Here is a 7,272-nt window from a genome sequence, read left to right as displayed (position 1 = left end):
GGAGCACCTCTCGGCGCCGCGGCGCGCGCAGCACCCCGCGCCGCAGCACCCCGCGCCGCAGCGTCCCCAGTCGCAGCGTCCCCAGTCGCAGCGTCCCCAGTCGCAGCGTCCCCAGTCGCCGCGCGCCCCGGAACCGGTGGCCGCGCCGTCCGCGCCGCTGGAGGAGGACGTCCCCAGCCGCGACGACGAGGACGCCGAGGACTCCCAGCTGGTGGGCGCGGCGGTGGTGGAGCAGATGCTCGGCGGCACGGTCATCTCCACCGACGAGGGCCCCTGACGCGCCCGGGGCGGGTGTCGGCGGCGGCACGTAGTCTTCCCGCGTGTACGAAGGAGTCGTCCAGGACCTGATCGACGAGCTCGGACGGCTGCCCGGCGTCGGCCCCAAGAGCGCGCAGCGCATCGCGTTCCACCTGCTGGCGGCCGACGCGGCCGACGTGCGCCGCCTCGCCGAGGTCCTCACCGAGGTCAAGAGCCGCGTGCGCTTCTGCGAGGTGTGCGGCAACGTCTCGCAGGAGCAGCTGTGCCGGGTGTGCCGGGACCCGCGACGCGACCCGGCGGTCATCTGCGTGGTGGAGGAGTCCAAGGACGTCGTCGCCATCGAGCGCACCCGCGAGTTCCGCGGCCGCTACCACGTGCTGGGCGGCGCGATCAGCCCCATGGAGGGCGTGGGCCCGGACGACCTGCGGGTGCGCGAGCTGCTGGGGCGGCTGAGCTCCGGGGAGGTCACCGAGACGATCATCGCGACCGACCCCAACCTGGAGGGCGAGGCGACGGCGACGTACCTGGCCCGGCTGCTGCGGCCGATGGGGCTGAAGGTGACGCGGCTGGCCTCGGGGTTGCCGGTGGGCGGCGACCTGGAGTACGCCGACGAGGTGACGCTCGGGCGGGCGTTCGCCGGACGGAGGTCCCTGGATGGCTGACGGAACGATCGACACCACCGGCGCGGAGGCCGCCGAGGCCGTGGAGCTGGCGGAGCTGGCGGCGGTCACGGCCCTGGAGGCCCGCGCCTACCTCGACGCGGTCACCGAGGTGGCCAGCGGCCAGATGGGCTCCACCGCCCTGTCGGTGCTGCTGCTGGCGGTCAGCCAGGTGCAGGTGACGGGCGCCCGGCTGGGCGCGGTGGCCGACGTGGTGCCGGCGCGCCGCTTCGAGCCGGACGCCGGGCCCGACCCGGACGTGGACCCGGTGCGCGCCAGCCTGGCCAACGTCCTGGAGGGGCTGGACGACTACGCCGACGTGGCGGACCCCCTGACGGGCGCGGAGCTGGTGCGCGGCGCCCTGTCGGACGACCTCGCCTCGGTGGCCGCGGACCTCGTGCACGGCCTGCGGCACTTCGAGCGCGGCGAGGTCACCGAGGCGCTGTGGTGGTGGCAGTTCTCGTACCTGTCGTCGTGGGGGCCGCGCTCCTCCGCGGCGCTGCGGGTGCTGCAGTCGGTGCTGGGCCACCTGCGCCTGGACGTGGACGCCGAGACGGCCTCGGACGCGGAGTTCGACGCCCTGCACCCGTGATCAGTGGGCAGAACGCCCGGTCCGCGCCACCCGCGGCCCCCTGCCTGCTCAGCGCGCGCGCGGTGCGCTGGGCACGGCCGGGAGCACCGCGCGCCCTTCCGTAGAATCGCCCGTCGTGGCTCTCGTGGTGCAGAAGTACGGCGGTTCCTCGGTCGCTGACGCCGACGGGATCAAGCGCGTCGCCAAGCGGATCGCGGCGACGAAGCGCGCCGGTCACGAGGTCGTCGTCGTGGTCTCCGCGATGGGCGACACCACCGACGAGCTCATCGACCTGGCCGAGAAGGTTTCCCCCATGCCGCCGGCGCGCGAGCTGGACATGCTGCTCACCTCCGGCGAGCGCATCTCCATGGCGGTCCTGGCCATGGCGATCAGCAACCTCGGGCTCGAGGCGCGCTCGTTCACCGGGTCGCAGGCGGGGGTCATCACCGACTCCTCGCACGGGCGGGCCCGGATCATCGACGTGACGCCCGGGCGCATCCGCACCGCGCTGGACGAGGGCGCCATCGCCATCGTCGCGGGCTTCCAGGGCGTCAGCCAGGACACGAAGGACATCACCACCCTGGGCCGCGGCGGCTCGGACACCACGGCGGTGGCGCTGGCCGCGGCCCTGAAGGCCGACGTCTGCGAGATCTACACCGACGTGGACGGCGTGTTCACCGCCGACCCGCGCATCGTGCCCACCGCCCGCAAGATCAGCCGCATCGCCAGCGAGGAGATGCTGGAGATGGCGGCCTCGGGCGCGAAGATCCTCATGCTGCGCTGCGTGGAGTACGCGCGGAACTACGACCTGCCCATCCACGTGCGCAGCTCCTTCAGCGCGCACGAGGGCACCTGGGTGACGGACTCCCCCGTCCCCGCCGGCCTCAGCTCCCACGCCGTGGAGGAAACCGTGGAACAGCCGATCATCTCCGGCGTCGCGCACGACCGCAGCGAGGCGAAGATCACCGTGGTGGGGGTGCCGAACACCCCGGGCACGGCCGCCGCCATCTTCAAGGCGGTCGCCGAGGCGGAGATCAACATCGACATGATCGTCCAGAACAACTCCGTCGGCGCCTCCAACCGCACCGACATCTCCTTCACCCTGCCGAAGTCGGAGGGCCAGACGGCGGCGGTGGCGCTGGGCAAGGTGCAGGCCGCCGTGGGCTTCGAGCGCCTGGAGTTCGACGACCAGATCGGCAAGGTGTCGCTGATCGGGGTGGGCATGCGCTCGCACCCGGGGGTGTCGGCGACGTTCTTCGACGCGCTCGGCGCGCAGGGCATCAACATGGACATGATCTCCACCTCGGAGATCCGCATCTCGGTCGTCACCCGCGCCGAGCAGCTCGACGACGCGGTGCGCGCCGTGCACACCGCGTTCGGCCTGGATTCCGAGGCCGAGGCCGTGGTCTACGGAGGTACCGGACGATGAGTCGCAAGCCCACCCTCGCGGTCGTCGGCGCCACCGGCGCCGTCGGCTCCGTGATGCTCGGCATCCTCACCGAGCGCCCCGACGTGTGGGGCGAGATCCGCCTCGTCGCCTCGGCCCGCTCCGCCGGCAAGGTGCTGCGGGTGCGCGGCGAGGACGTCGTGGTGCGGGAGCTGACGCCGGAGGTCTTCGACGGCGTCGACGTCGCCATGTTCGACGTGCCGGACGAGGTGTCCGCGCAGTGGGCGCCGATCGCGGCGCAGCGCGGCGCGGTGGCCGTGGACAACTCCGGCGCGTTCCGGATGGACCCGGACGTGCCGCTGGTGGTGCCGGAGGTCAACGGCGAGGCGGCGCGGAACCGCCCGCGCGGCATCATCGCGAACCCGAACTGCACGACGCTGACGATGATGGACGCCCTGGGCGCCCTGCACGCGAAGTGGCAGCTGACCGAGTTGGTCGTGGCCAGCTACCAGGCGGCCTCCGGTGCGGGGCAGCCCGGCGTGGACCGCCTGTACGACGAGCTGGAGGTCGTCGCCGGCCAGCGCACGCTGGGCCAGAGCTCCGGCGACACCGCCGCGGCGATCGAGGCGAAGCTGGGTGCGGAGTCCCCGTTCCAGGAGAACCTCGTCCTCAACGTCATCCCGGTCGCGGGGTCGCTGAAGGCGGACGGCTGGACCAGCGAGGAGCTGAAGGTCCGCAACGAGTCCCGCAAGATCCTCGGCATCCCGGACCTGAAGGTGTCGGCGACCTGCGTGCGGGTGCCGGTGCTGACGACGCACTCCCTGGCGGTGCACGCGACGTTCGCCTCGGACGTGTCCGTGGACGAGGCCCGCGCCGCGCTGGAGGCCGCGCCCAGCGTCGAGGTGCGCGACGACCTCGCCAACGGGGTGTTCCCCACCCCGGCGACCACCGTGGGCGGCGACCCGACGGTCGTCGGCCGGCTGCGGCAGGCCCTGGACTTCCCGAACACGCTCGACCTGTTCGTGTGCGGGGACAACCTGCGCAAGGGCGCGGCGCTGAACACCGCGCAGATCGCGGAGCTGGTGGCGGCCGAGCTCACCGCCTGACCGCACCGACGCTGCAACGGCCCGTCACCCCGCCCAGGGTGACGGGCCGTCTGCGTTCCCGGCATCCAGCGTCACCACGGGGGTCGAACGGGTGAAAGATCGTATAGAAAATCGCGGATAGGGTGCGGTGGTCCCGTCACCGAAGAAGGGCTGCCCCGCATGTCCACCTCCTTGCCCGCGGTCCTGGCCGCACAGGCCGCGGAGGTCACCTCCCCCCGCTCCACCGCGTTCCTGCTGATCACCGCGGTGCTCGCCATCGCGCTGCTGCTCGTGCTGATCATCAAGGTGCGGCTGCACGCGTTCTACTCGCTGGTCATCGTCAGCCTGCTGACGGCGCTCGCGGCCGGCATCCCGATCGGCGAACTGGTCGACGTCCTCGTCGCCGGGTTCGGCGGCACGCTCGGCACGGTCGCGCTGCTCGTCGGTTTCGGCGCCGTGCTCGGCCGCATCATCGAGACGTCAGGCGGCGCGCAGGTGCTCGCCGACACCCTCGTCTCCCGCTTCGGCGAGAAGCGCGCACCGCTGGCCCTGTCCGTGGCCTCGCTCCTCTACGGGTTCCCGATCTTCCTGGACGCCGCGTTCGTCGTCATGCTGCCGATCATCTACACGGTGGCGCGCCGCCTGGGCGGTTCGCTCCTGCTCTACGCGCTGCCGTCGGCCGGTGCGTTCCTGATGATGCACGCGCTCGTCCCGCCGCACCCGGGCCCGGTGGCGGCCTCCGAGATCCTCGGCGCCGACGTCGGCCTCACGCTCGTCGTGGGCCTGCTCGTGGGCCTGCCCACCTGGTACGTGGCCGGGTACCGCCTGGCGCTCGTCCTGGCGCGACGCACCCCCTCCTTCCCGGTGCCCGAACTGCTGGGCACCCCCTCCAGCGACCAGCCGCGCCCGCGCTTCGGCGTCGTGCTGCTCCTGCTGCTGCTGCCGCTGGTCCTCATCTTCTGCGGCACCGCCTCGGACACGGCCGTCACCAGCTACGGGGCCGACGAGGACAACCCGCTGATCGAGGCGCTGCAGCTCGTCGGTGCCACGCCGGTCGCGCTGCTCATCACCAGCGTCCTGGCGCTGCTCCTGCTGGTGGTGCGCCCCAACCGCGGCAAGGTGGGTTCCCGGCTGGAGGACCTCGTCGACGACGCCCTGGCACCGGTCTGCTCCATCATCCTCATCACCGGCGCCGGCGGGATGTTCGGCCGCGTCCTGACCACCACCGGAATCGGCGGCGCGCTGGCCGACGGCCTGGACGCCGCCGGCCTGCCGCTGATCCTGGCCGGGTTCGTCATCGCCGTCGCGCTGCGGGTGGCGCAGGGTTCGGCCACCGTGGCGGGCACCACCGCGGCGGGCCTGCTGGCACCGGCCGTGGCGGCCGCACCGGAGCTGTCGGCGCTGCAGCTGGCCTGCATCACCGTCGCCATCACCGCCGGCGCCATCTCCTTCTCCCACGTCAACGACTCCGGGTTCTGGCTGGTGGGCCGCTTCCTCGGCCTGGACACCGCCACGACCCTGCGCACGTGGAGCGTCATCGCCACCGCGATCGGGTTCATGGCCTTCGGCCTCGTCTGGGTGCTGTACGCGATCGTCTCGTGAACAGCGCCTGAACCGCGTGCGCCCCGGTCGCGGACACCGGGCGCACGTGGTCGGGTGGGGGTCCGTCGAGCCTTGAGGAGGAGACGACCGTGTCGATGATGGAGCCCTTCACCCCGCACGAGAAGGACGCCGGCGAGGTCGAGGTCCCCGCCGCGGACCCCGGCAACGGCGCGCCGCCCACCGCCCCGGGCACCGGCCCGCAGGGCGAGGAGCAGGGCAGCAACGTGAGCCCCGAGCGCAGCGCCGAGGACGGCCCGCTGCCCGACTGAGCCCGCCGCACAGCGCGCCCCGCAGGAACCTCCTGCGGGGCGCGCTGTCGCGTCCGGGACCCGTCGGTGCCCGTCAGCGCCCGTCCGGGCGCCCCTCCAGCTCGGCACCGCCCGGCACCGACGCCGGGGTCGCCGCCTCCTGCGTGGTCCCGCGCCACCGGGCCAGCAGGCGCATGAGGTGGAACACGCCGATCGCGGTGGCGGTGCCCAGGGCGATGCCCTCGAACGCCAGGCCCTCGCGCGGCACCCAGCTGTAGTTCGCGATGCCCACGACGAGGGCGATCGCGGCGGTGGTGAGGTTCACCGGGTTCGAGAAGTCGACGCGGTTCTGCACCCAGATGCGCGCCCCCAGGATGCCGATCATCCCGTACAGCAGGGTCGCCGCCCCGCCGAGGACGCCGGCGGGCACGGAGCCGACGAGCGCGCCGAACTTCGGGGAGAAGCTCAGCACCAGCGCGGCGGCGGCCGCGCCCCAGTAGGCGGCGGTGGAGTACACCCTGGTGGCCGCCATGACGCCGATGTTCTCCGCGTACGTGGTGGTGCCGGACCCGCCGCCGGCGCCGGCGAGGGTGGTGGCCAGGCCGTCGGCGAGCAACGCGCGCCCGGTGAGGGGGTCCAGGTCCCGGCCCGTCATGGCGGCCACCGACTTCACGTGACCGACGTTCTCGGCGACCAGGACGAACACCACCGGCAGGAAGAGCCCGAGGACGCTCGCGTCGAAGGCGGGGGCGGTGAACTGCGGCAGCCCGAACCAGGCCGCCTGCCGCACCTGCTCGAAGTCGACCTCGCCGCGCAGCACCGCGCACGCGTACCCGACGACGACGCCGACGAGGATCGCCAGGCGCCCCAGCATCCCGCGGAACAGCACCGTCGCCAGCACGATCGCGCCGAGGGTCACCAGGGCGGTGACGGGCGCGGCGCGGAAGCCGGAGCAGGAGCCGTCGCTCTGGCAGGTGCCCCAGGCGGTGGGGGCCAGGTTCAGGCCGATGAGCGCCACGATGGTGCCGGTGACCACCGGGGGCATCAGCGCGTCGATCCACCGCGAGCCCGCCACGTGCACGACGGCGCCGACGAGCGCCAGCAGCACGCCGGTCAGCAGGATGCCGCCCGCGGCGACGGCGAGGCCACCGGTGGCGACGGCCGCCGCGATGGGGGCGATGAACGCGAACGACGAGCCGAGGTAGCTGGGCAGCCGGTTGCCGGTGATCAGCAGGAACAGGACGGTGCCGACGGCGGAGAAGAACAACGTCGTCGCCGCGGGGAACCCGGTGATGGCCGGCACGAGGATCGTGGCCCCGAACATCGCCACGACGTGCTGCAGGCCGATGCCGACGGTGCGCGGCCAGCTCAGCCGCTCCCCCGGTTCGACGACCGCCCCGGGCCGCACCTCCCGCCCGTCGCCGTGCACCCGCCAGCCGATCCCCGCCACGCCGTCTCCTCC

General features: G+C 73.3%; 7 protein-coding genes and 1 pseudogene. 7 read left to right on the top strand and 1 reads right to left on the bottom strand.

The window, feature by feature from the left end:
• From V9U69_RS12995 to V9U69_RS12965, 7 genes and pseudogenes are all read left to right on the top strand, one after another.
• Positions 1 to 277 (top strand): annotated as a pseudogene (locus tag V9U69_RS12995) (hypothetical protein); the annotation flags it as partial.
• Positions 278 to 320: 43 nt separating this feature from the next.
• Positions 321 to 920 (top strand): recombination mediator RecR, encoded by a 600-nt coding sequence (gene recR / locus V9U69_RS12990; protein WP_337062240.1) that lies wholly within the window; start codon positions 321 to 323, stop codon positions 918 to 920.
• Positions 913 to 1,509, top strand: a complete 597-nt coding sequence (locus V9U69_RS12985) for a DUF5063 domain-containing protein (RefSeq protein ID WP_337062239.1) — start codon at positions 913 to 915, stop codon at positions 1,507 to 1,509. Before recR ends, V9U69_RS12985 begins: the two co-directional genes overlap by 8 nt.
• Before the next feature lie 115 nt (positions 1,510 to 1,624).
• A complete protein-coding gene (locus V9U69_RS12980; protein ID WP_337062238.1) occupies positions 1,625 to 2,917 on the top strand; it encodes an aspartate kinase in 1,293 nt (430 codons plus the stop codon).
• Positions 2,914 to 3,981: an aspartate-semialdehyde dehydrogenase gene (locus V9U69_RS12975; protein WP_337062237.1), complete on the top strand. Its 1,068-nt coding sequence runs from the start codon at positions 2,914 to 2,916 to the stop codon at positions 3,979 to 3,981. Before V9U69_RS12980 ends, V9U69_RS12975 begins: the two co-directional genes overlap by 4 nt.
• Positions 3,982 to 4,140: 159 nt before the next feature.
• Positions 4,141 to 5,562, top strand: a complete 1,422-nt coding sequence (locus V9U69_RS12970) for a GntP family permease (protein ID WP_337062236.1) — start codon at positions 4,141 to 4,143, stop codon at positions 5,560 to 5,562.
• A gap of 89 nt (positions 5,563 to 5,651) precedes the next feature.
• Entirely contained in the window at positions 5,652 to 5,831 is a 180-nt protein-coding gene (locus V9U69_RS12965; RefSeq protein WP_337062235.1) for a hypothetical protein, read from the top strand.
• Positions 5,832 to 5,904: 73 nt separating this feature from the next.
• Here V9U69_RS12965 and V9U69_RS12960 read toward each other — a convergent pair whose 3' ends face one another.
• Positions 5,905 to 7,260: a uracil-xanthine permease family protein gene (locus tag V9U69_RS12960; RefSeq protein WP_337062234.1), complete on the bottom strand. Its 1,356-nt coding sequence runs from the start codon at positions 7,258 to 7,260 to the stop codon at positions 5,905 to 5,907.
• Between the last annotated feature and the right edge of the window lie 12 nt (positions 7,261 to 7,272).

The organism is Kineococcus sp. G2, from assembly GCF_037154035.1.
Classification (GTDB): domain Bacteria; phylum Actinomycetota; class Actinomycetes; order Actinomycetales; family Kineococcaceae; genus Kineococcus.
This window is presented reverse-complemented; position numbering and strand designations above follow the sequence as displayed.